Consider the following 22372-nt stretch of genomic DNA (forward strand, 5'->3'; position numbering starts at 1 on the left):
CTTGGCACTGGTAAGGCAGGGGCTTTTATTGCAACAGTATAGTGGCCGAGCGTTTTAGGGTTTCCGAGGGTAGTTCGCTGAAACGCACCTTGTACTCCTGGGAGAAGCGTCCCAACTGCTGGAAACCGCAATCCATGGCGATGCTCGATACGCTTTCGTTTGGGGTGGCTCGTTCCAGGCGCTGGCGCACATAGTCGAAACGCAGCTGGCGGAAGTAGGCGATGGGAGAGACCCCGTAGTGGGTATGGAAGTCTCGATAGAGCCGTTCTCGGGAGACGCCAGCCGCTTGCTCTAATTCGGCTAGGCCGAGGGAGCGATCCAAGGACTCATGGAGTAACGCTTCTAAGTCACTCAGGTAGGCAGGGCGCCCCTGTTGGCGACCTAGTAGCTCGCTTGTGTAGTTGTGAGGCTGGGTATACAGCAGGCTGGTAATCAGCGAGTTCTCGAAGTTGCCCCAAACCTCAGGAATATCGCAGAGCGAACCTTCGGCATGCAGCATTTCCTGCAGATTAGCTACCATCTGCCACCACTCTTTCACCGTTCCGCTCAGAAGCATGCGTGGGTCAAAGATGACTGGCTGTGATAAATGGCGGTGCAATAGCTGCGATAGTTTGTGTTCAAGGGCTTGGCGGGAGAGGCGTACAAGGCGCTTCTGGCATTGCTCGTCCATGCTCAGGCGCAATGTTTGGCTAGGCGAGATGATCGCGCCCACCGCAGCATCAGAGTCGAAGGCTTTATCTTGATACTCCATGCTCTGGGTGCCCTGAAGGGGCAAACTAATACTGTAGCTGTGGGTCAGATCGGCAATGTCGACGGTTACCCGAGTGGCGTATTCGATGGTACCGATCGAAACACTGCCTAGGCAGGTTCCTTGATGGCGAAAGCTGAGCTGACGCGGTTGAGGTACTTCCAGGCGGTGGGGGCCATTGACTTGGCTCATCCAGCGGCAGGCTGAGTCGGGATGACGAAACTCGGCGGCGATCTGTTGTCGGGTCATAGGTACGGTCATGTTTCCTCCTAGCCTCGCCGCGGTAATCATTATTTTAGGGCCTTAAGGCCATTAGGCGGTCGAGGTTTTGTTCGCATGTCGTTTTTAAGTGCGTATTACGAACTTGTATTGTTATTTTGCCACTTTGGTGAAGTAATGGCCATTCGTCTAAAAGTATTGCTTTTAGTCGCCTGAATAAAGACAAGACCGCAGGCTTCCTTCTTGTTTCTGGCCGATGAGATATCGGCTTCGTAGTGTTTCGCTGGGTGATTCGCCAAATACCTGACGATAACTGAGACTGAAGCGTCCCATATGAGTAAAGCCCCAGCCCATGGCAATTTCGGTGATTGTTGCCTTGTCAGTGTCATTTAGCAGCGCCTGCCGGACTTTTTCTAAACGCACCTGACGTAAGGCTTCCATGGGGCTCTGATGGCGAAAATCCCGGAAGCCAGCATAGAGGGTTCTCAGGCTAACACCAGCCACCGACGCTAACTGCGCCGGTGTCAGCGGCTCTTGGGCATGGGCCTCAATATACTCCTCCACCCGCTTGACATGGCGTGGGGCGAGGCGTTTATCCCCCTGGCGTAGTGCATCGCTGTAATTGTGGGGCTGAGTCGTCAATAGTGTATGGATGATCAATTGCTCAAGCTGGGGGGCAATCAGCGGATCTTGGTATGCCTTCGGTGACTCCTTGAACAACCGAGTAATATAGCCGATTAGGTTGAACCAACTGGGCGTATCGCGCCAGTACATGACGGGGTGAAAACGTAAAGGGGCGCGTAGAGGGCGCCCTAAAAAGCAGCTACAGGCATGCTCTAGTGCTTCACGCTCGACACGTAACATCAACTGATCACAATCTTCACTATAGTGCATCCGGAGTCGTGCCGTAGGGTTGAGCACGGAAGCTAGTAGCTGTCCCGAGTTGATCTGCTTGCCGTCGTTGTCAATCCGGGCTTGTCCTTGTAGGGGCATCTGAATCAGGTAGAAGTGCTCGAGTCGCTCAGGGTCAATGCGCACAGCTCCGCCATAAGCTAGGCGGTTATAGGAAACGCAGCCAAGGGCTACTGAGTGCAGGCGGGCAGATAGTTTGCCACCGCGACTCAATGGTTCCAGGCTATGTGACTTAAAGATATTGGCGACGTTTGTGCGTGTTTCCTCTGCGGCAGTCGAGCGGAATACCAAGTTCCGATGATCCTCCATCAGGGCTCGCTTCATCCAACTGGGTAGTGATTGTTGCGCTGTCATAAGGATCTCAATTGTTGTTATGTGCCCGCATTAATGGGGAGTGCCGAAAGCCTTTTTAGTATAAATAGCGATTTTCTTGATTCATTTCTTGGAAAATTATTTTCTGCACTTAGCGGATAGAGATGGCAATTAGCGGATCGTGAAGTGCTTACCTTCTTGTCTAAGGTAATGGCGTGGACTTTAGCAATGACCCGCCAACAACAACGAAAGGTATCTACATGGGCACTTCTATCGAGATCAAAGCAGCGGATGGCAGCGGAAACTTCACTGGTTATCTGGCCGTTCCGGCCTCTGGCAGTGGCCCCGGGATTGTGCTGCTGCAAGAAATATTCGGTGTTAATGCCACCATCCGTGAAATCGCCGACTACTACGCTGAAGAGGGTTATGTGGTGCTGGCACCGGATCTATTCTGGCGTCAGGCGCCTAGCATTGAATTAGACTATACCCCGGAAGATTGGCAGCGTGCCTTTGGTTTATTTCAAGGCTTCGATCAGGAGCTCGGTATTGAAGATATCGCCGCTGCTGTCGAGACCCTACGGTCGCTTCCTGAGTGCAGTGGTACCGTAGGTGCCCTGGGCTTCTGTCTCGGTGCCCGTCTGGCCTATTTAACGGCTTGTCGTTGTGATGTAGATGCCGCAGTGGGTTACTACGGCATGGGAATCGAGAACCATCTGGACGAGGCAAAAAACATCCGTGGGGCTCTAGTGCTGCACTTCGCCGAACAGGATGAATATTGTCCCACTGTTGCCCGCGAGGCGATTCAAGCCTCCCTGGGCGAGCAGGATAATATCGAGCTGTATCTATACCAGGGGGTCGATCATGCCTTTGCCCGCCCTCATTCAGAGCACTATCATAAGCCCTCAGCGCTAATGGCTCATCAGCGCTCGGTGACGGCTTTTCGTAATGCGATGGGGCCTCATTACGACCTCTCGGCGCTGTGGGATAAGCATTGCGAGTATGAGTTTTCCACCCGCAACGTGGACGACACCATGGCCACAATGGTGGAACAGCCCTATGTCAACCATATCCCGACGCTTACGGGCGGGGTGGGGTATCGGCAGCTCTATCGCTTCTACAAGCATCACTTCGTCGACAGTAATCCCGCCGACACTACTCTGATTCCTCTATCACGCACTATCGGTGCGACTCAAATCGTTGATGAAACATTGTTCTGCTTTACCCACGATCGCGAGATCGATTGGTTGCTACCAGGGATTGCGCCCACTGGTAAGTATGTGGAGATCCCTCTCGTCGCCATCGTCAAGTTCCGTGGTGACAAGCTCTACCATGAACATATTTACTGGGATCAGGCTTCGCTACTGGTGCAGATCGGAGTGCTCGACCCGACAGGGTTACCAGTAGCAGGTCATGAGACAGCCGTTAAATTGCTAGACGAAACCTGGCCTTCCAACGAGCTGATGCATACCTGGGGCAACAGCGCCTATCGCTGATCTAATGGCGCGCTTGAAACACCATCAGATTTGGCAAAAAACGCGTTAACACGTAAAGAAAAAGGGTGCCCATGATGGGCACCCTTTTCATTAGCAGCTTGCTAACGACGTTAAGCGCTTTGTTTAGCGTCTTTTTTGGGCTCACTTTGTTTGCTGTCATTGGCATCGCTTGGTTGTGGAAGCGAGGGCAGTGATTTAGCGAGCATATCGACACTATGTCGGTAGTAGAGCTGGCTCTTGTTGTGTTCGCCAAGGCTTGCATAGAGGCGAGCAAGCTCGGCGCATACTTCACCGCTGGGGCGTTGACGTTGGCTGGCTTCAAAGTACTCCAGCGCTTTTTCCCACTTACCAGTACGCAGCGATAGGCGGCCACAGGCCAGCAATAGTTCGGGATCGTTGGGGCGTTCTTGCAGCCATTTTTCCGCTTTTGCTAACTGGCGCGCAGCGTCTACGTTGAGCAGACCGTAGCGTTTTACTAAGCGCGCATCCCAGTGGTTGTCCAGTGAGTGATTAAGCAAGCGTTCAGCAATAGGCTCTTCGTTGGCCTGTAAAAGCGCCTCGGTATAGAGCACGATTAGCTCGGTATTGCCGCGTAGATAGTCCGGCATATCGGCCCATAGCCCGCGTACACGCTCGATATTCGTGGGGTTTTTGGCCTCAAAAATAATCAATTCACGGTATGCTTTGAATTCCAGCTGCTCGCGCTCTTGCTGAGTGATCAGCTTTTGCGCTGCCAAACGGGGTATTAACTGGCGTAAGCCTTCCCAATCGTTAACGCTTAGGTGCACTTGCTTAAGCAGCTTGAGGACTTGCGGGTGGTTGGGCAGCTTTTTATCCAGACGATTCAGAATGGCCAGCGCTTCTTCAGGCTGCTGACGATCAATCATCAGTTGAGCTTGCATCAGGCCAATTGCCGTATCGGCTCCCTCGGTAGTGAGCTGAGCCTGATTCAAATGCTCCTGAGACATTTCATGGTGACCCTGGTAATGCGCCGCCAGTGCCGCAGAAAGATAGTTCACAAGAGGTGTACTGGAATCGTCAGCCGCTCGCACCAGCGTTTTCTCGGCTTTTTTCCAACGACCTTCGGTTAACGCGACCAGACCACGCACGGTGCGCTTCATGGCACGACGATTGCGTGCACGGCTATTCCAGGTGCGAAAACGCCCGACTGGGCGAATAATGCCGCTGAGCAGGCGTAATGCAAAGTGCAAAACGATGAAAGCACCCAGTAGCAGCACCAAGCCGAACCAGAATGACGTTTGTACCGAGGTATCACCAACGCGTATTAACCAGTAGCCTGGCACCGACATCATTAGGTGCCCGAACAGTGCGCCGACCGCTAAGCCGGCAACAATTAAGAGGATTAGCTTTCTCATGCATCACCTCCACCTTGGCGACGCGACTCAAAGCGGTTTTCAATAAAGCCCGCTAGTGCCTGTTGCGAAGCACTGATGTCTGGTAACTCAGGCTGCACCTGGGTTTGCTTCAGTTCTTGCAGGCGAGCAATAACGCTTTGAGTCTCTTCTCGTTCGGTATCGTAGTAGCCGTTGAGCAGCGTCAGTGCCTTATCGATGCTTGCCTCAAAAAGCGCTTGCTCTTCTTTAAGCAGTGCCAGTTGAGACTGTTCAAGAATCAGGCGTAGGCTTTGACGCAGATAGGACTCTTGCTCGGGTGTAATCAGTGTTTCTAACGCTTCGTCGTGCTGACGAATGACCACAAGATCTTTTAGCTCTTCCCCAAAGCGAGCCAATTGACGTTGGAAGGTGCCCGTGGGTGGCTGCTCAATGCTAGAGGTAACGGCGCGCTCTTCGATCTCTTGTGACAAGCGTAGGCCAGCAATACGTTCTTGCTGAGCGTTCAATGCAAGATAAATACCCGTGCGATCAACCTGGGGTACGGCGTCCAGAGCGGCAAGTTCGTTAGCAATTTCACGACGTACTGGCGTTAATGCAGGGTTGTCGGCGTCGACCAGGCGAGCATCGGCGGTGCGCAGCAGGGCGGCCGCACCTTCAACATCACCTTCCAATTGCAGGCGCTGGTTGGCTAACCGTAGCAGGTAGGCGGCTTCAGCGTGAAGCCAGTCTCGCTCGTCGGTCTCCTGCTCTTGAGAAAGCTGAGCTAGCACGTTGTCTAATGTGCTGTTGACCTCGCCACGGTAGCTGTCCAGCTCGCTACGCAGTTCGCTCATCGTGCTATCCAGCGCTTGGGTGCGCTCGGCTTCGCCGCTCTCAATACGCGATGCTAGGTTGCTAACTGCCTGTTGCGAGGCACTGCTTTGTGTCAGTTGGGCGAGTTCGTCTATACGCTGCTGCTGATTATCCAAGCGCTGCCAGCCTTGCCAAGCAGCAAACGCGACGGCAAGGGCCAGGATAATCACCAGCGCAATGGCGATACCACTGCCTTTGCCACCACCACTGCCACTGTTAGTGGCGCTATGCTTAGCGGAAGGCGGCACATGCGCAGCATTGTCCGACGCGTTAGTACCACCGCTCGTTGGCTTGGTGCTTGCCGTCTGCTTGGAGCCTGCTGACGGCTTAGTATCTGCAGAAGATTTGGTATCTGTAGAAGATTTCGTGTCTACAGAGGATTTCGTATCAGCTGCCTGCTGGGGAGCGTCGCTTGGTTTGGCCGAGGCTTGGTCGTTAGTGACGTTCGCTGAGGTGGTGCTGGCACTGGGCGCGCTAGAGCCCGCTTTATTACGGCGACGCGAGCGGCTGTTTTTAGCGGCATAAGAGGATGATGCCGCATTGCCTGCTGTTGACGTTTCGCCGCCCGACGCGGCTGACGCGGAGGTGTCGCCCGGTTTAGCGTCGTTTTGAGTTGTATCGGCAGACGCGTTGTGTACGCCTTCCTGATCATTTGGTTGTTTGCTCATCTGTCGCTAGCCCTTATTAAGTTCCTTGATCGACATCGGCACCCTTCGGGTTGCAGGACCGACCCAACGCCGCTGCCAGTGCAGCTGGTGTTGCTCCCGACGCCACCTTGAGGTCACGAAAACCCAGTTTACCGGCCAGTTTAGCTAAACGGTGACTGGAAACGATTAGCGGTTGGTTCAACGCTGCTTGTTCACACCATCTTGCCAGATGTTGAAGCAGTTCGCCGCTGGTAGCGATTAACGCTCGATAATCGCCGGTTAATAGACGTTGTTGCAGGGCAGGCGTTGGCGCTTGATATACACGTCGATACACGGCGATGCGGGTCACGTTGGCCCCACGTGCGCTCAATGTATCGGCTAATAATGAGCGACCACCTTCACCAGCCACTAGCAATATACGCTGATGCGTAAGCGTTTTGAGTGAGGCAAGTGACAACAGCGCCTCGCTCGTGTCTTCTCCGTAGTCAGGCGAAGGAATATGGACACGCACACCCAGTTGCTCATAGAGCATGCTTGCCGTCGCACGGCCTACGCTATAGTAATCAATGCCCACAGGCAGCTGTGGCCAATAGCGATCGAGCGCCTCGCTTAAACAGTAAGCGGCAAAGGGGCTGACCACCACTATTTTATGGTACTGATCAATATCTAACCACACGCTACGTTGAACGTGGTCCTCGGGCAGCGGCTCTAAGCGCATAACATTGAGGTGCTCTACAGGCATCCCCTCAGCACGCAGCGAGTCTGCTAGGGCTTCACCCCGCTCACCGGGGCGGCAGATCAGTACCGGTTGACTCATACGTTGCGGCCATACACCTCGGCTAATATATCGCCTGCCCCTTGATCCAGCAGCTCCTCGGCGATTCGGATACCTAGGGCTTCGGGCTCATGAATGGAACCACTGCCCTCGGCACGCAGAACCTCCGTGCCTTCTGGGTTGCCAACCAGGCCGCGCAGCCAAATCGTATCACCGGCCTTATCAAGCACGGCATGGCCTGCGATAGGCACTTGGCAACCGCCTTCCAGACGGGTGTTCATGGCGCGTTCGGCACGCACACGGGTGGCGGTGTCGGGGTCATCTAGCGGAGCTAATAAGCCAATTAGCTCGGGGTCATGGAGACGGCATTCGATACCAAGTGCCCCTTGGCCACAGGCAGGAAGGCATATTTCAGGCGGCAGTGCTTGGGCAATTCGCTCATCGAGGCCTAGGCGTTTCAAGCCTGAGGTGGCGAGAATAATGGCATCAAATTCGCCCGCATCTAACTTGGCTAAGCGAGTCTGTACGTTTCCGCGTAGATTAAGAATCTGCAGATCAGGGCGCGCTTCACGTATTTGCAAGCCGCGACGCAGACTAGCGGTACCGATACGAGCGCTCTTTGGTAGCTCGTCGATGCTGGTATAGTGGTTAGAAACAAACGCATCGGTCGGATCGGCGCCTTCCAAAATGACAGAAAGACCGAGCCCTTCGGGAAAGTGCATAGGAACGTCTTTCATTGAATGAACGGCGATATCTGCACGCCCATCCAGCATGGCATCTTCTAGCTCTTTTACAAAGAGCCCTTTACCGCCAATCTTGGAAAGCGGTGTGTCGAGAATTTTATCGCCCTTAGTGGAGAGCGCAATAAGTTCGACTTCCAGGCCGCTGTGTGCCGCCATCAAGCGGTCGCGGACGTGCTCGGCTTGCCACATAGCAAGCTGGCTTTTACGCGTGGCAATGCGCAGTTTAGTGATGGATGACACGTGGTTCTCCCTTTGTCGCTGACAGGTCGCGACGAACTATGATAAGTCTCATCATAAAGCACCCAGCCACACAGTAAAAATAACCGGCTGAATTTAAGGCCAGCGTTGTCAGGCAATCCACATATTTAGGTAATGCCATGCCCCTTGCTAATTCTCAAGGCAAGTTAGACCAGTTTTTTTTGTTATCGCAAGATTTATTCTTCATTGTTGATTTTGCTGGCATTTTACTTAACGTCAATCCCATGTTTGAAACCTTGCTGGGCTATCCCGCTAGCGCATGGATAGGCAAGTCATGTCGCCAAGTAATGGACCGTCGCGATATTCCGCTTTTCGAGCAAGCGTTGGCGTGTCTCCAAACTCAAAAGAGAGTGTCTCCGTTTGATGTTCGAGCCCTGACGGCCGAAGGGCAGGTGGTCTGGTTGGAAGTTACCGCGGCAGCGGGAGAAAGTGTCATTTACCTGGTTGCTCGCGATATTTCGCGACGAAAAGTCATTGAGAAACAGCTCATCCGTAATCAGAGGCTCTTCCAAATAGCTGGCGAGACCGCCCTGATTGGCGGCTGGTATGTCGATATGTCTGAAAAACTACCTATTTGGTCGAACGAGGTGTGCCGTCTGCATGGCGTTTCGCCTGGGTTTCAACCTACTGTTGAGGAAGCAATTGACTTCTACGCGCCGAGCTTCCGGCCACGTATCCGTGAGGTTTTTGAAGCCTGTTGCGAACACGGAATCAGTTTTGATGAAGAGCTAGAAATCATTACCCGGCAAGCAGTAAGGCGTTGGGTAAGAGTGATTGGAAAAGCCGTACGAGACGAGCAGGGGCAAGTTGTGCAAGTTCAGGGATCTACCCAAGATATCACTGAGCGAAAAGCGACGGAACGACAGCTCACACTGCTCGAGAGGAGCGTTGAATCAAGTATCAATGGCGTCATCATCGTTGATGCGCAGCAGCATGATTTGCCAATAGTTTATGTGAATGCGGCATTTGAGCGAATTACCGGCTACTCCCGTGATGCAGTGCTAGGACAAAACTGCCGCTTTCTGCAGGGCGAAGAGACGGATCCCGCTACACTGGATAGGTTGCATAGAGGGGTTCATGCGCAGCAAGAAGTGCATGTTGTGATACGCAATTACCGTCGTAACGGGGTGCCATTTTGGAATGATTTATATATTTCTCCCGTGCGCGATACTGCAGATGCTGTGACACACTTTATCGGTGTGCAGAATGACATTACCGCCCAACGCGAATATCAAGCGCAGCTTCGACATAATGCTTGCCACGATGCATTAACAGGCTTGCCCAATCGCTTGTTGCTTGACCAGCGACTGGCTCAGGGCTGCCTGCTGGCCAAGCGCTATCATCGCTATATAGCTGTGCTATTCGTTGATTTGGATGATTTTAAACCGATTAATGACACGCTTGGCCACGAGGTAGGCGACTATATTTTAATTGAGGTTGCCAAACGCCTTGAAGAAGAGCTACGCCCTTGGGATACCGTGGCGCGTTTTGGGGGAGACGAGTTTATCGTTCTATTGCCTGATTTAGCCCATGAAAAAGATGTCATGCAGGTCGTTGAGCGACTTCTTGCTCGTCTCTCCGCACCTTACTGGTATCGAGGCAGCGAGCTGCGTATGACTGCCAGTATAGGGATTGCCACTGATGATGGAACGATTAGCGAGCCACGTCAGCTTATACAACAGGCGGATCTGGCAATGTATAAAGCCAAACGACAAGGGCGTAATACCTATCAGTGGTACACCGATGAGCTAAACCGTAAAGTTTCCGAACGGGTGAATTTGCGTCATGCGTTGCAACAAGCCATAGAACAGTCGCAATTTGAGCTGTATTACCAACCGCAAATACATGGCGCCACTGGTCGAGTTTCGGGCGTAGAGGCGCTGATTCGCTGGTATCACCCTGAGCGTGGCAATATTGCTCCTAGCCAGTTTATTAGTTTGGCAGAAGATACCGGACAGATTATGCCGATCAGTGAGTGGGTGTTGGAGAAAGCGTGTCGTGATGCTGTCAGATTGAATGCGAGCGCAACTGTGCCCATTGCCATGGCGGTTAATATTTCGCCCATGCAGTTTCAGCGCGCGGGGTTTTTGTTATCTATTGAACGGGTGCTTGAGCAGACAGGTTTGCCACCTGAGTTATTAGAATTAGAACTTACCGAAGGCGTACTGATGGACAGTACGGAACACGTCATACAAACATTGCAGGATTTGCGCTCGCTGGGGGTGCATATTGCGCTAGATGATTTCGGAACCGGCTTTTCAAGCCTTAGTTATCTCAAACACTTGCCGATTAACAAGCTTAAAATTGATCGATCATTTGTGCGAGACGTGGTCAACGACACCCGGGATGCTGCGATTGTAGACGGTGTGGTAACCATGGCGGCCAAACTTGGCCTTGAGGTATTAATCGAAGGCGTAGAGACGGCAGAGCAGTATGCATATCTCAACGCACGTCATAGCACGCATTTTCAGGGCTTTCACTTTGCTCGCCCGATGCCATTTTCAGCGATACGCACCTTATTAGATGAATCTCCTTATCCGTTTAGTGACGCTGAACCCTCGCCGACATGAAAAACGACGATAAACGGCATGCCGCTGAGTGCAGCGACTCTGGTACACTTTCTGATAACGATGACTTTAGTTTTTAACGACTCCTTCAGTTTTGTCAGCAGGATATGCCTCCGATGAGCCAAGCTACGAACCAGTCTTGGGGCGGTCGCTTTAGCGAGCCCACCGATGCTTTTGTCGCACGCTTCACCGCGTCCGTGACTTTCGACCAACGCCTAGCGCGCCAGGATATTCAGGGCTCGATTGCCCATGCCACCATGCTAGCGCGGGTCGGAGTACTGACCGATGAGGAGCGTGACACCATTATCAATGGTCTCACCGAGATTCAAGGTGAAATCGAGCGAGGCGAGTTTAACTGGTCGGTCCCGCTTGAAGATGTGCACATGAATATCGAAGCACGGTTGACCGACAAAATTGGTATCACTGGCAAAAAATTGCACACCGGCCGCTCACGTAACGACCAAGTAGCGACCGATATCCGTTTGTTCATGCGTGATGAGATCGATGTGATCGAAGCGGAGTTGGTGCGTCTGCGCGAAGGCATGATTGAGCTTGCTGACCGTGAGGCCGATACCATTATGCCCGGCTTCACTCATTTGCAAACGGCGCAGCCGGTGACCTTTGGCCACCATCTATTGGCATGGCAAGAGATGTTAACCCGTGACCACGAGCGCTTATTGGACTGCCGCAAACGCGTCAATGTGATGCCTCTTGGTGCTGCGGCGCTAGCGGGCACCACGTACCCCATTGATCGCCATGTCACTGCCGAATTACTCGGTTTTGAGCGTCCGGCAGAGAACTCGCTAGACGCCGTCTCTGATCGTGACTTCGCTATCGAATTCACCAGCTTTGCCAGCATTCTACTCATGCATCTATCGCGGATGAGTGAAGAGCTGGTGCTATGGACCAGCGCCCAGTTTAACTTTATCGACCTGCCTGACCGCTTCTGCACCGGTTCTTCGATTATGCCGCAGAAGAAAAATCCCGATGTTCCCGAACTGGTTCGCGGTAAAACGGGCCGCGTGTATGGTCATTTAATGGCGCTGTTAACGCTGATGAAGTCTCAGCCCCTGGCCTACAACAAAGACAACCAGGAAGACAAAGAGCCGCTGTTTGATGCCGTTGATACCGTGCGCGACTGCTTAAAAGCCTTTGCTGACATGGTGCCTGCGATCGAGCCGAAAAAAGACAGCATGTATGAAGCCGCACGGCGTGGATTCTCAACCGCCACGGACCTTGCTGATTACTTGGTTCGCAAGGGAGTCGCCTTCCGCGATGCCCATGAAATTGTCGGTCAATCAGTGGCTTATGGTTTGAAGACTAAGAAAGACCTGTCTGAAATGACCCTTGAAGAGCTGCAACAGTTCTCTGCTACGATCGAGCAGGATGTGTTTGAGGTGCTTACGTTAGAAGGCTCCGTGGCCGCCCGTAACCATATCGGAGGCACCGCGCCTGACCAAGTGCGCGCCGCTGCCAGCCGTGCCCGCGAGGCGTTAGCCGCGCTTAAAGGTGATGCATGAAACGCTGTGTTACCACCTTAAGTGCGTTGCTGATGATTGCACTGCTATTAGTGGGTTGCGGCCAGAAAGGGCCGCTCTATTTACCTGATGAAAACACCCAAGGTTCGGCTGCCGAGCAGGAGGGGTAATGGATCACTTTAACTACCGCGATGGCGTGCTTTATGCCGAAGACGTGCCGCTTACCCAGGTTGCCGCTGAACTAGGCACGCCCTGTTATGTTTATTCGAAAGCGACGTTAGAACGCCATTTTCGTGCTTATACCGAAGCCTTGGGTGGCCACCCCCATTTAATTTGTTATGCGGTGAAGGCGAACTCTAATTTGGCCGTGTTGGGTTTGCTTGCTCGGTTGGGTGCTGGGTTTGATATTGTTTCGATTGGTGAACTCGAGCGCGTGCTGAAAGCGGGTGGTGATCCGCAAAAAGTCGTGTTTTCAGGCGTTGCCAAGCAGCCCCATGAAATGGCCCGGGCGCTAGAAGTGGGCATTAAGTGCTTCAATGTTGAATCCCGCCCCGAGCTTGAGCGATTAAACGCTGTTGCGGCGGAACTGGGCAAGGTGGCACCGGTATCGCTGCGAGTAAATCCAGACGTGGATGCTGGCACTCATCCCTATATTTCTACTGGGCTGAAAGACAACAAGTTCGGTATTCCAGTCGATGAAGCGCTGGATGTTTACACGCTGGCCGCCAGCTTACCCAATTTGCGCGTCACCGGGCTAGACTGCCATATTGGCTCTCAGCTCACGGAAACAGCCCCCTTTTTAGATGCTCTTGAGCGGCTGCTAATGTTGATGGAGCGGCTGCGTGAGCGCGGCATCGAGATTGACCATTTGGATTTAGGCGGCGGGCTAGGTGTCCCTTATCGTGATGAAAAGCCACCTCAGCCGTTTGATTATGCGAGCCAACTGCTGGCACGCCTTTCTCGCTGGGAGGGCGGTGAAGCGCTTACGTTGCTATTTGAACCGGGCCGCTCTATTGCCGCTAACGCAGGCTTAATGCTGACCCGGGTAGAGTTCTTAAAGCCCGGCGAAACCAAAAACTTTGCGATTGTTGATGCCGCCATGAATGACCTGATACGCCCTGCGTTGTACCAGGCATGGCAGGCGATTGTGCCGGTGGATACCCGCCAGCAGCGTGAGCGTGCAGTCTATGATGTGGTAGGTCCTGTATGTGAAACCGGTGATTTCCTTGGTAAAGAGCGCGATCTGGCAATTGCTGAGGGCGATTTACTGGCCGTTCGATCAGCCGGTGCTTACGGCTTTGTGATGGCCTCGAACTACAACAGCCGCCCGCGGCCCCCGGAAGTAATGGTCGATGGCAGTAGCTATTATGTAGTTCGCGCTCGGGAAAGCCTGGAGAGCCTGTGGGCCGGTGAAGCTCTGCTGCCGGAAGGGGAGCACTGATGCTGTTGCACTTCACCAAAATGCATGGTCTGGGTAATGATTTTATGGTGGTGGATCTGGTCACTCAGCGAGCGCGCCTGCGTGATGAGCAGATTCGTCAGTTAGCAGACCGGCGCTTTGGCATCGGCTTCGACCAATTATTAGTGGTTGAGCCGCCCCGGGATCCAGAGATGGACTTTCGCTACCGTATTTTTAATGCGGATGGCAGCGAAGTTGAAAATTGTGGCAATGGCGCGCGCTGCTTTGCACGTTTTGTTCGCGATCAGCGCCTAACCCATAAGCATGAAATTCATGTGGAAACGGCCGGTGGGCCACTGCTACTCAATGTTCAGCACGATGGTATGGTGCGTGTTGACATGGGGAGGCCGCGTTTTAATCCCGCCACGTTGCCGTTTGAGGCACCGGGGGACCAACCCTTACACACTGTCGAGGTCGACGGTGATACGCTGGAACTGGGGGTTGTCTCTATGGGCAATCCTCATGCCGTGCTGCAGGTGGAAAGTGTTGATAGTGCACCGGTCGAGCATCTTGGCCCGTTACTTGAGTCTCACCCCCGCTTTCCGAAGCGGGTGAATGTGGGGTTTATGCAGGTTGTATCGCCCAGTGAGATTCGCCTGCGGGTGTATGAGCGTGGCAGCGGCGAGACGCTGGCTTGCGGCACCGGCGCCTGTGCCGCTGTGGCGAGTGGTATTCGCCAAGGGGTGTTGAAAAGCCCCGTCACCGTTCACTTACCGGGTGGTCAGTTAAGCATTGAGTGGCCTGACCCCGAAGCGTCGTTGGTGATGGTGGGCCCTGCTACACGCGTCTTCGACGGTCGTGTCACACTCAACTAATTCGAGGAGAACGGCGATGTCTCAAGCCCCCGAGCCGCGCAAAACGCTCGACCCAGATCAAGTGGCGTTTTGGCTGGCCCGTCACCCCGATTTTTTTGTTGGCCGCGAAGGCTTACTGCAGCAGCTTAAGGTACCGCACCCCCACATTGATGGGGCGGTATCGTTGCTAGAGCGTTTGGTGATCGATTTACGTCAGCGTGCTGAAACAGCAGAGGGGCGGCTTGAGCATCTACTAGAAACAGCACGACATAATGAAGCCCAGTATCGTCGACTGCGTGAGACGCTGCTCAGTCTGGTGGGAGCAGAAGACCGTGATGCCTTAGCCCAAGCGCTCGCTATTCAGTTAAGCGAGCACTTTCAAACGCCGGCAATGGCACTATGGTGCCCATCCTCATTAAGTGACGAGGAGCCAACGCCGCCCCAGCCACCACGCCATGTATTGGATCAGCATGCCAGCGCTCGTTTGGCTGCGCTGTTAGATGGGCGTACCAGCCGTTGTGCCAAGCTCAGCGTTAGCGACTGGAAATGCTTGCTGCCGCATACTAAGGCCCCCCGACGGGCGGGCTCCTGCGCCATTTCGCGCCTTTCGGCGGGCGAACAGCTGGGATACTTGCTGCTCGCAAGCCCTGATCCTGACTGCTACCGCGCCAGTATGGATACGCTGTTTACAGAATACCTGAGCGATATCGTGGCACGGCTACTGCTGCGCTTAGAACACCATGGATAGCCCAAGCTTATTAACGACGCAGATTGAGGCGTATTTACGTAAGCTTGCTACCCATGCAAGCCCTGCCACGGTGGCTGCGTATCGCCAGGATTTAACCGCCCTGCAGCGTTTTTCTGAGCAGCGTGGCATCACCGAGGCGACGGCGTTAGATACCACATTTCTACGCGCCTTTTTGGGGGCGGAGCGCAGTCGCGGCCTCGCGCCGAGAAGTTTGGCTCGCCGCCGCGCTGCGCTATCACGCTTTGCTGACTATCTTGTGCAACATCACATGCTTGCCGACAATCCGGTGGGGCTACTGCGCACGCCAAAGCAACCAAGCCACTTGCCCAGACCGCTTGATGTGGATGCGCTCTCACGCTTTTTAGACACGCCGCACGACGGCACACCGCTGGCAATACGTGACCAAGCCATGCTGGAGTTGTTTTACTCCAGTGGTCTACGCCTAGCGGAGCTTGCTGCGCTGGATTTAGATAACTTAAATGCTCAGCATGTGCGGGTGATGGGGAAGGGCAGTAAGCCTCGGCAAGTGCCCGTTGGCCAGCGAGCGGATCTAGCCATCAATGCGTGGTTGTCGTGTCGGCCTGAGCTAGCGGCAACGGGTGAAATGGCATTATTTGTCGGTCAGCGTGGCCAACGTCTGGGGCATCGCGGTATTCAAAAGCGCTTGGCACAGCTTGCTGTTGTGCGTGGTTTGCCTGAACACCTTCACCCCCACCGTCTGCGTCACTCGTTCGCAAGTCATTTGCTGGAATCCAGTCAAGATCTGCGCGCGGTTCAGGAATTGCTGGGTCACGCTAATTTGTCGACGACCCAAGTCTACACTCGCCTCGATTGGCAGCACTTGGCTGAAAGCTACGATGCCGCTCACCCTCGCGCAAAACGCCGCACGACACGGAGTTAACCATGGCTTCTCTGCAAGCGATTACGTTTGATCTTGACGATACGCTATGGGACAACCAAGGCGTGATGCTAAAAACGGAAGAGGGCCACTATCGTTGGTTAATTGATGCGCTGGCGGCATGGCGCAAAGCTCGCCATGAAAGCCCATTAACGCTAAGTTACCAGCAGGGGCTAGTCGACTATTTGGAGCGTCGCCAAGCGTGGGCCAAGCGGGTGCCAGAACGGCGTGGCGACTTTACTTGGCTGCGTCTGCGGGCGTTAGAAGCCCAGCTGGAAGCCCAAGGCTTAACACGCAGCAGTGCGTTGCTATGGGCTGCCGCTGCTATGAATGAGTTTCATCGCTTGCGGGTACAGGTAACGCCGCATCCCGAAGCCGCGGGACTCTTATCTGCGTTGAGCGAACGTTACCAGCTAGCTGCTATTACTAATGGCAATATTCACCTTAAACGTCAGCCGTTAGCGGCGTACTTTCCAGTCGCGATTGCAGCGGGTGAATTACTGGCCCCAAAACCAGACCCCAAGCCATTTCTCACCGCTCTGGAGCGTCTTAATGTTGTGCCGCACCGCGCTATGCATGTAGGTGATTCCTGGCAAGAGGACATACTACCTGCACAGCAGTTGGGCATGCATGCCGTGTGGATCGCCGCGCAAGGCGATCAGACCTTGCCAGCACGCACCCACCGCATTGCCCACGTGAAAGAATTGCCCGAGCTGATCGAGTGGTTGGAGCGACGCTCGTGAAAAAGCGGCTTGTTTAAGAAGACTGGGTTTGTTTGGCAAGATTCCGTTTATGGAGAAAGCTTGGCTTGTTCGGCAAAGCTTGGTTTACTCGGGGGTATGTAGCCACTGGTCGAGCTTTTGAGAAAGCGTATCTACACCGTCGCGCTTGAGCGATGAGAAAAGCTGAACGGAGACCAAGTCTTCCCACTCTTTAAGACGAGAACGGACTTTTTGCAGCGCGGCACTAGCAGGGCCTTTTTTTAATTTATCGGACTTGGTAAGCAGAATATGCACCGGCATTTCGCGCTTGTCTGCATAGTCGAGCATCATTTGGTCGAACTCGGTTAACGGGTGGCGCACGTCCATTAGCAGTACAAGGCCACGTAGGCTGAAGCGGCCACGTAGATAGTCAGACAGGTGCTGTTGCCACTCTAGTTTTACCGCTTCAGGCACTTTGGCGTAGCCGTAGCCGGGCAAGTCGACTAAGCGACGCGATTCGTCGTTCATGAGGCTGAAAAAATTGATCAACTGAGTGCGGCCTGGCGTGCGCGAGGTGCGGGCTAACGCCTTTTGTTGAGTCAGTGCGTTAATTGCGCTTGATTTACCCGCATTTGAGCGCCCGGCAAACGCGACTTCTGCGCCGGTATCGTCTGGGCACAGAGCCAGCGTTGGTGCGCTAATCATAAAATGCGCTGTGGGGTAGTTCAGTCGAACGACAGGGTGATCATTAGCAGTAGACATGGTGTTAATCCTGAAAAAACAGACGTATAAGACGGCCCGTTTCACCACGTTAACGTGAGTAAATGACGGTACCGCGACGAATTACCCTAAAAGCAGACCTGGACTTGCATTCCCGCCGCTAGGGTGATTCGTTATAATGCAAGCGATTTATAACTGCGACCTGGGGCGCTAGTGTACCATTGCGCTCTAGCCAGCAGCGACCAACACGGCATGTTGTTCGTTTTGGCGGAGCTGACCCTGGTAAAGTGCTGAGCCTGGGCAGCGCCCGGGATGCGTACCAGTCAATAATCAAACGGCATAGTGGAATAGCAATGAGAAAGTTACTGGCAAGCCTGGCAATTACCATGGGTGCCGTTGGCACCGTACACGCTCAAACCGACCACCAAGCTGACGCGGATGCGGCGGCAGGTCGTGAACTGGCTCAAACCTGTGCGGCCTGTCATGGTCAGCAAGGTATCAGCGCAGTGGGTACCTTCCCTAATCTGGCAGGGCAGCAGATGTCCTATCTGGCCAAGCAAATCATGGATATTCGCGACGGCAACCGCTTGGTTCCCACCATGGCTGGACAAGTTGATGCATTCTCTGATCAAGACGCTTGGGATGTTGCGGCGCATTTTGCAGGCCAAAACGCAAATCTTGGCCAAACTAACGATGAAGACTCAGAGTTTTTAGCGCGCGGTGAAGAGCTGTACCGGGTAGGGGATATGTCCAAAGGTATTCCTGCTTGCAGTGCTTGTCATACACCCACTGGAGTTGGTATTGGCAGCGCGGTATATCCAGCGCTTTCAGGCCAGCACACGGAGTATATGGTGTCTACATTGCAAGACTTTGCTTCCGGCGAGCGTGCTAACAGTCCGAACAACATCATGGGCGATATTGCTTCTAAAATGAGTGATAACGACATGGAAGCCGTGGCGAATTACCTCTTAGGCTTGAACTAGACGCTGCTCATCAAGGTACCCTATCTCACTGGTAATTAAAGAGATGGGGAACCTCTATGCACGCCCTGCGGTCATAGCCTCGCTCATTCTTGGAGAATTTTCGCTATGTTGAAAACGTTAATGGTCGCGATGGTTGGCCTAGGTTTATCTGCGGCAGTAAGTGCTCAGGAGTTGGTAGAGGGTCAACACTACACGCTGCTTGAGTCGCCAGTGGAAACACAGGTCGAAGAGGGGCAGATTGAAGTGACCGAGGTGTTTTGGTTTGGCTGCCCGCATTGCTACCGGCTACAAACACCCGTAAATGAGTGGTACGAAACGCTTGAAGACGACGTTAGCGTTGTTCATATGCCAGCTACCATGGGCGGTGATTGGAACACCCACGCGACGGCGTTTTATGCAGCAGAATCTCTGGGTATCGAAGATGAACTGCACGCTGATTTCTTTGAGGCCATTCATGAAGATGGCCGCTCATTGACAGATGAGGATGAAATCGCCGAGTTTTTCTCCAATTATGGTGTAAGTGAAGAAGAAGCCAAACAGGCGTTGAAAGCGTTCGGTGTTCGTAGCGAAGTCAATAAAGCCAACAGCCGCATGCGTGAAATGCGCTTAATGGGCGTGCCGGCGCTTATTGTTGATGGTCGCTACGTTGTGTCGCCAAGCACAGCAGGTAGCTTGGAAAATATGCCGCAAATTGCGGATGCGCTTGTCGAGCGCGTGCGTAACGAGCGTGCACAATAACGGTGTTAGAGCATGGTCACGCAGGTGGGCAAGCAGGCTCGTCTGCGTTATCTTTAGCCGAACGTGGCCATATCCGCTTACTGACATTTAATTTGCAGGTAGGTATTCAAACGTCGGCTTATCACCACTACCTCACACGTAGTTGGCAACACGTTTTGCCTCACCCTCAACGTCTGAAACGCTTGGCGCAAATGGGTAATGTGCTAGAGCCATTTGATGTGGTGGGGCTGCAAGAGGTTGATGGCGGTAGTTTTCGCTCCGGCCGTGTAAACCAAGTTGAATACCTTGCCTCTCAAGCACGCTTTCCCCACTACTTTCAGCAGCTTAATCGTAATTTAGGGCAGTTTGCTCAACACAGTAATGGGCTATTGTCACGTATTGTGCCGAGCCACATCGAAGAGCATCGGCTGCCAGGGATGTTGCCAGGGCGTGGTGCAATTCACGCACGCTATGGTGAAGGCCCAGATGCACTGCATATCTTTGTCGCCCACTTGGCGCTGAGCCAGCGCGGGCGTGTGCGTCAGCTGAATTATTTAAGCAATATTATTGAGCCGCTGCGCCATGTAGTGGTCATGGGTGATCTAAATTGCACGCCTGACCAGCTTCATGCCCATGAGCGTTTTAGTACCTCGTTGCCGCTTCACCCGGTTAAGCCGCTGCTTAGCTATCCATCTTGGCAGCCCCGGCGCGCTCTGGATCACATTCTGCTTTCCCAGACACTTGAAGCTGCAGATGTCCATGTACTGGACCATCTGTTTTCTGACCATTTGCCGATTGCTGTCGATTTACCATTACCTCCCGCCTGCCTAGCGGCAATTCGCCAAAGCGTTTAATAATAAGCTTGCTAGGCGGTTTATGGGCGCTGCATTGTTTGCGTATATGCGCTATTGTCTGGAACGCTGACTCCCCTTAGCCGTTTTACGCGAGACACCACAATGTCGGACACAACACAACTACCTGCGTTTATCGCTGCGCTGGACCGCGCTTCGGAGTGGTTCGGGCGTAGCCTTGCGTGGCTGATCATCACTATGATGTTGATTCAGTTCACGATTGTACTGCTTCGTTATATTTTCAACGTTAACAGCATTTTTATGCAAGAGCTGGTGATGTACATGCACGCCAGTGTCTTTATGCTCGCTGCGGCCTATACCTTTCGCCATGACGGCCATGTGCGTGTCGATATCTTCTATCGTGGCATGACGCCTCGCCGCCAAGCGATAGTTAACATCGTGGGGATTATCACGCTGTTGATACCCGTGATGGTTTTTGTCATTGCTTCCAGCTGGGGTTACGTTGCTAACTCCTGGCGGATTATGGAAACCTCCTCCGATTATGGTGGCATTCCCGCCGTCTTTGCACTGAAAACGTTAATACCGCTCTTTGCCATGCTAATGATACTGCAAGGGGTCATTGAAGTAGTGCGCAATGGCTATGTATTGACTGGCCGGATACCCCCGTCTGTTGGTGATAACAACCACCTTGAGGAGCGCGTTTGATGCTGGAATTTATGCCGCTTGTTTTATTTGCCACCATCTGCATCGTGCTGATGTTTGGCTTTCCTGTGGCGCTTTCATTAGCAGGTACTGCACTGCTGTTTGCGGGAATGGGCTTAGGCCTTGAGAGCGTCGGTATAGATGCCAACTTCGACAGTGGCTATCTTGCCGCGCTGCCTAATCGGCTTTACGGCATTATGACCAATCAAACGTTATTGGCAGTGCCATTATTTGTCTTAATGGGCGTTTTACTGGAGAAGTCCAAAGTCGCTGAAACACTGCTCGATGCGATGGCGCTGCTGTTTGGTGCCATGCGTGGTGGTTTAGGTATTTCGGTGACATTGGTCGGTATGTTGATGGCAGCCTCTACCGGCATTGTTGGAGCCACCGTGGTGACCATGGGACTCATGTCACTACCTACCATGCTAAAGCGCGGCTATAGCACCTCGCTGGCGACCGGCACCATTTGTGCGACCGGCACGCTTGGCCAAATCATCCCACCCTCCATTGCATTGGTACTGCTTGGCGATGTGCTATCGTCCGCTTACCAGCAGGCGCAGCTCTCGATGGGAGTTTTCAGTCCTAAAACGGTCTCTGTGGGTGATCTGTTTATGGGCGCGCTGGTGCCCGGGCTGATTCTGGTCGTTATGTATATGATTTACGTGGCTTTGGTAGCGCTGTTTCGCCCGCAGATGGCACCCGCCGCTGACCGTGAAGAACTAATGGCAGAGCTTGGGCACACCTCCGGCCTGGGAATGTTGCTATTGAAAGGCTTAGTGCCGCCAGTTGTACTCATTGTCGCGGTGCTTGGCTCGATCTTAAGCGGCTTTGCAACGCCTACTGAAGCGTCGGCTGTCGGTGCCTTTGGTGCCCTGGTGCTGGCCCTTGCTTATCGTCAACTGGATTGGGCTACGTTGAAAGACGTGCTGCGTTCAACCACCCATGTGACCACCATGGTGTTTATGATTTTGATTGGTGCGGCGCTGTTTTCGCTGGTCTTCCGGGCCTACGGCGGCGAGCATATGGTCACCGAGCTGTTCGAAGGTATGCCCGGTGGAGTGGTGGGGGCGACCATTATCGTGATGCTGGTCATCTTCCTACTGGGCTTTATTCTCGACTTTATCGAAATCACGTTTGTAGTAGTGCCCATCGTCGGGCCGATTCTGCTGGCCATGGGGCTTGACCCGATTTGGCTGGGCATCATGATCGCTATTAACCTGCAAACGTCATTCTTAACCCCGCCGTTTGGCTTTGCGCTGTTCTATCTGCGCGGCGTAGCGCCACCCTCGGTGCCGACCTCGGCAATTTACCGTGGGGTTATCCCGTTTATCCTGATGCAGCTTGGTATGTTGCTGATGCTAACGTTTTTCCCGCAGTTGGCCACATGGCTACCTACTCAATTTTAAAAGGCACGGTTTTGAAAGACATGGTTTTGCAAGGCTTGGTTTTGCAAGGCCCAGTTTTAGGCTAAGCCATTTT

The 22372-nt window shown here is 53.5% G+C and carries 21 protein-coding genes; 14 read left to right on the forward strand and 7 right to left on the reverse strand.

The window, feature by feature from the left end; all coding sequences use genetic code 11:
• Nucleotides 1–25: 25 nt before the first annotated feature.
• Nucleotides 26–1009 (reverse strand): AraC family transcriptional regulator, encoded by a 984-nt coding sequence (locus HVE01_RS02950; RefSeq protein WP_164517127.1) that lies wholly within the window; start codon nt 1007–1009, stop codon nt 26–28.
• A 162-nt stretch (nt 1010–1171) separates the two neighbouring features.
• A complete protein-coding gene (locus tag HVE01_RS02955) occupies nt 1172–2233 on the reverse strand; it encodes an AraC family transcriptional regulator (RefSeq protein WP_125753051.1) in 1062 nt (353 codons plus the stop codon).
• A 218-nt stretch (nt 2234–2451) separates the two neighbouring features.
• On the opposite strand from HVE01_RS02955, the gene HVE01_RS02960 reads away from it, so the two are divergent.
• The gene (locus HVE01_RS02960) at nt 2452–3684 is read left to right on the forward strand and encodes a dienelactone hydrolase family protein (protein WP_146942283.1); all 1233 of its coding nucleotides are present in this window, start codon (nt 2452–2454) and stop codon (nt 3682–3684) included.
• A gap of 110 nt (nt 3685–3794) precedes the next feature.
• Here the strand turns inward: HVE01_RS02960 and HVE01_RS02965 are convergent, their stop codons facing one another.
• The 4 genes from HVE01_RS02965 to hemC are packed head-to-tail and all read right to left on the reverse strand — an operon-like array spanning nt 3795 to nt 8296.
• A complete protein-coding gene (locus HVE01_RS02965) occupies nt 3795–5060 on the reverse strand; it encodes a heme biosynthesis HemY N-terminal domain-containing protein (protein ID WP_120386041.1) in 1266 nt (421 codons plus the stop codon).
• On the reverse strand, nt 5057–6559 hold the full coding sequence (locus tag HVE01_RS02970) for a uroporphyrinogen-III C-methyltransferase (RefSeq protein WP_186808795.1): 1503 nt from the start codon (nt 6557–6559) through the stop codon (nt 5057–5059). The genes HVE01_RS02965 and HVE01_RS02970 overlap by 4 nt, the downstream gene beginning before the upstream one ends.
• 16 nt (nt 6560–6575) lie before the next feature.
• On the reverse strand, nt 6576–7355 hold the full coding sequence (locus HVE01_RS02975; protein ID WP_146942285.1) for a uroporphyrinogen-III synthase: 780 nt from the start codon (nt 7353–7355) through the stop codon (nt 6576–6578).
• Nucleotides 7352–8296 carry a hydroxymethylbilane synthase gene (gene hemC / locus HVE01_RS02980; RefSeq protein ID WP_125753039.1) on the reverse strand — a complete coding sequence of 315 codons (945 nt, stop codon included), beginning with the start codon at nt 8294–8296 and terminating at the stop codon, nt 7352–7354. The genes HVE01_RS02975 and hemC overlap by 4 nt, the downstream gene beginning before the upstream one ends.
• A gap of 137 nt (nt 8297–8433) precedes the next feature.
• On the opposite strand from hemC, the gene HVE01_RS02985 reads away from it, so the two are divergent.
• The 8 genes from HVE01_RS02985 (at nt 8434) to HVE01_RS03020 (ending at nt 17001) form a co-directional block, all read left to right on the forward strand.
• Nucleotides 8434–10884 carry a sensor domain-containing protein gene (locus tag HVE01_RS02985; protein WP_146942287.1) on the forward strand — a complete coding sequence of 817 codons (2451 nt, stop codon included), beginning with the start codon at nt 8434–8436 and terminating at the stop codon, nt 10882–10884.
• Between the two features lie 113 nt (nt 10885–10997).
• A complete protein-coding gene (argH, locus tag HVE01_RS02990) occupies nt 10998–12401 on the forward strand; it encodes an argininosuccinate lyase (RefSeq protein ID WP_125753032.1) in 1404 nt (467 codons plus the stop codon).
• Nucleotides 12398–12529: an LPS translocon maturation chaperone LptM gene (gene lptM, locus HVE01_RS02995; RefSeq protein ID WP_125753029.1), complete on the forward strand. Its 132-nt coding sequence runs from the start codon at nt 12398–12400 to the stop codon at nt 12527–12529. Before argH ends, lptM begins: the two co-directional genes overlap by 4 nt.
• On the forward strand, nt 12529–13800 hold the full coding sequence (lysA, locus tag HVE01_RS03000; RefSeq protein WP_146942289.1) for a diaminopimelate decarboxylase: 1272 nt from the start codon (nt 12529–12531) through the stop codon (nt 13798–13800). Before lptM ends, lysA begins: the two co-directional genes overlap by 1 nt.
• Nucleotides 13800–14633, forward strand: a complete 834-nt coding sequence (dapF, locus tag HVE01_RS03005; RefSeq protein WP_125753023.1) for a diaminopimelate epimerase — start codon at nt 13800–13802, stop codon at nt 14631–14633. Before lysA ends, dapF begins: the two co-directional genes overlap by 1 nt.
• A 16-nt stretch (nt 14634–14649) precedes the next feature.
• On the forward strand, nt 14650–15360 hold the full coding sequence (locus HVE01_RS03010; protein ID WP_125753020.1) for a DUF484 family protein: 711 nt from the start codon (nt 14650–14652) through the stop codon (nt 15358–15360).
• The gene (locus HVE01_RS03015) at nt 15353–16261 is read left to right on the forward strand and encodes a tyrosine recombinase XerC (RefSeq protein WP_146942291.1); all 909 of its coding nucleotides are present in this window, start codon (nt 15353–15355) and stop codon (nt 16259–16261) included. The genes HVE01_RS03010 and HVE01_RS03015 overlap by 8 nt, the downstream gene beginning before the upstream one ends.
• Nucleotides 16262–16263: 2 nt before the next feature.
• Complete coding sequence (locus HVE01_RS03020) at nt 16264–17001, forward strand: HAD family hydrolase (protein WP_146942293.1); 738 nt, start codon at nt 16264–16266, stop codon at nt 16999–17001.
• An 84-nt stretch (nt 17002–17085) separates the two neighbouring features.
• Here the strand turns inward: HVE01_RS03020 and yihA are convergent, their stop codons facing one another.
• Complete coding sequence (gene yihA, locus HVE01_RS03025; protein WP_125753011.1) at nt 17086–17721, reverse strand: ribosome biogenesis GTP-binding protein YihA/YsxC; 636 nt, start codon at nt 17719–17721, stop codon at nt 17086–17088.
• A 311-nt stretch (nt 17722–18032) separates the two neighbouring features.
• Between yihA and HVE01_RS03030 the strand changes: the two genes are divergently transcribed.
• The 5 genes from HVE01_RS03030 (at nt 18033) to HVE01_RS03050 (ending at nt 22299) form a co-directional block, all read left to right on the forward strand.
• Complete coding sequence (locus HVE01_RS03030; RefSeq protein ID WP_125753007.1) at nt 18033–18662, forward strand: c-type cytochrome; 630 nt, start codon at nt 18033–18035, stop codon at nt 18660–18662.
• Nucleotides 18663–18767: 105 nt separating this feature from the next.
• The gene (locus HVE01_RS03035) at nt 18768–19400 is read left to right on the forward strand and encodes a thiol:disulfide interchange protein DsbA/DsbL (RefSeq protein WP_125753004.1); all 633 of its coding nucleotides are present in this window, start codon (nt 18768–18770) and stop codon (nt 19398–19400) included.
• Between the two features lie 2 nt (nt 19401–19402).
• Nucleotides 19403–20233: an endonuclease/exonuclease/phosphatase family protein gene (locus HVE01_RS03040; protein ID WP_125753001.1), complete on the forward strand. Its 831-nt coding sequence runs from the start codon at nt 19403–19405 to the stop codon at nt 20231–20233.
• A gap of 102 nt (nt 20234–20335) precedes the next feature.
• Nucleotides 20336–20896 carry a TRAP transporter small permease subunit gene (locus HVE01_RS03045; protein WP_146942295.1) on the forward strand — a complete coding sequence of 187 codons (561 nt, stop codon included), beginning with the start codon at nt 20336–20338 and terminating at the stop codon, nt 20894–20896.
• Nucleotides 20896–22299, forward strand: coding sequence for a TRAP transporter large permease (locus HVE01_RS03050; RefSeq protein ID WP_125752995.1), 1404 nt, complete (start codon nt 20896–20898; stop codon nt 22297–22299). The genes HVE01_RS03045 and HVE01_RS03050 overlap by 1 nt, the downstream gene beginning before the upstream one ends.
• The last annotated feature ends 73 nt before the right edge of the window (nt 22300–22372 follow it).

Origin of the sequence: Vreelandella venusta, from assembly GCF_007989605.1 — a bacterium.
In the GTDB taxonomy this organism is placed as follows: domain Bacteria; phylum Pseudomonadota; class Gammaproteobacteria; order Pseudomonadales; family Halomonadaceae; genus Vreelandella; species Vreelandella venusta.